We start from the raw sequence: 1074 nt of genomic DNA on the forward strand, positions 1-1074 counted from the left end.
TATCTCCCAATTTGTGTAGGGCTTATTATGCACGCTTAAAAATAATAAAAGCAGACTTGACCTGATAGTTTGGCTGTGAGCAATTATGTGCTTAGTGCATCTAACGCTTGAGTTAAGCCGCGCCGCGAAGCGGCGTCGGCTTGAACGAATTGTTAGACATTATTTGCCGACTACCTTGGTGATCTCGCCTTTCACGTAGTGAACAAATTCTTCCAACTGATCTGCGCGCGAGGCCAAGCGATCTTCTTCTTGTCCAAGATAAGCCTGTCTAGCTTCAAGTATGACGGGCTGATACTGGGCCGGCAGGCGCTCCATTGCCCAGTCGGCAGCGACATCCTTCGGCGCGATTTTGCCGGTTACTGCGCTGTACCAAATGCGGGACAACGTAAGCACTACATTTCGCTCATCGCCAGCCCAGTCGGGCGGCGAGTTCCATAGCGTTAAGGTTTCATTTAGCGCCTCAAATAGATCCTGTTCAGGAACCGGATCAAAGAGTTCCTCCGCCGCTGGACCTACCAAGGCAACGCTATGTTCTCTTGCTTTTGTCAGCAAGATAGCCAGATCAATGTCGATCGTGGCTGGCTCGAAGATACCTGCAAGAATGTCATTGCGCTGCCATTCTCCAAATTGCAGTTCGCGCTTAGCTGGATAACGCCACGGAATGATGTCGTCGTGCACAACAATGGTGACTTCTACAGCGCGGAGAATCTCGCTCTCTCCAGGGGAAGCCGAAGTTTCCAAAAGGTCGTTGATCAAAGCTCGCCGCGTTGTTTCATCAAGCCTTACGGTCACCGTAACCAGCAAATCAATATCACTGTGTGGCTTCAGGCCGCCATCCACTGCGGAGCCGTACAAATGTACGGCCAGCAACGTCGGTTCGAGATGGCGCTCGATGACGCCAACTACCTCTGATAGTTGAGTCGATACTTCGGCGATCACCACTTCCCTCATGATGTTTAACTTTGTTTTAGCCACCAATGATGCCCTCACTTTCCATGATTTTGGTGGGAATGGATTTTCTTAGCGGCAACTTACTTTCGTTGTCTATATCCATGTTAAAGGCGAAAAAGTAAA

At 49.7% G+C, this 1074-nt stretch carries 2 pseudogenes; both read right to left on the bottom strand.

The features are described 5' to 3' along the window. Nucleotides 1-112: 112 nt before the first annotated feature. Nucleotides 113-951 (bottom strand): annotated as a pseudogene (gene aadA1 / locus ACOTX3_RS26085) (ANT(3'')-Ia family aminoglycoside nucleotidyltransferase AadA1). A 16-nt stretch (nucleotides 952-967) separates the two neighbouring features. After that, a pseudogene (locus ACOTX3_RS26090) lies at nucleotides 968-1074 on the bottom strand (class D beta-lactamase); the annotation flags it as partial.

The organism is Enterobacter cloacae complex sp. IR5384, from assembly GCF_049237265.1.
GTDB classification, from domain to species: Bacteria; Pseudomonadota; Gammaproteobacteria; order Enterobacterales; family Enterobacteriaceae; genus Enterobacter; species Enterobacter cloacae.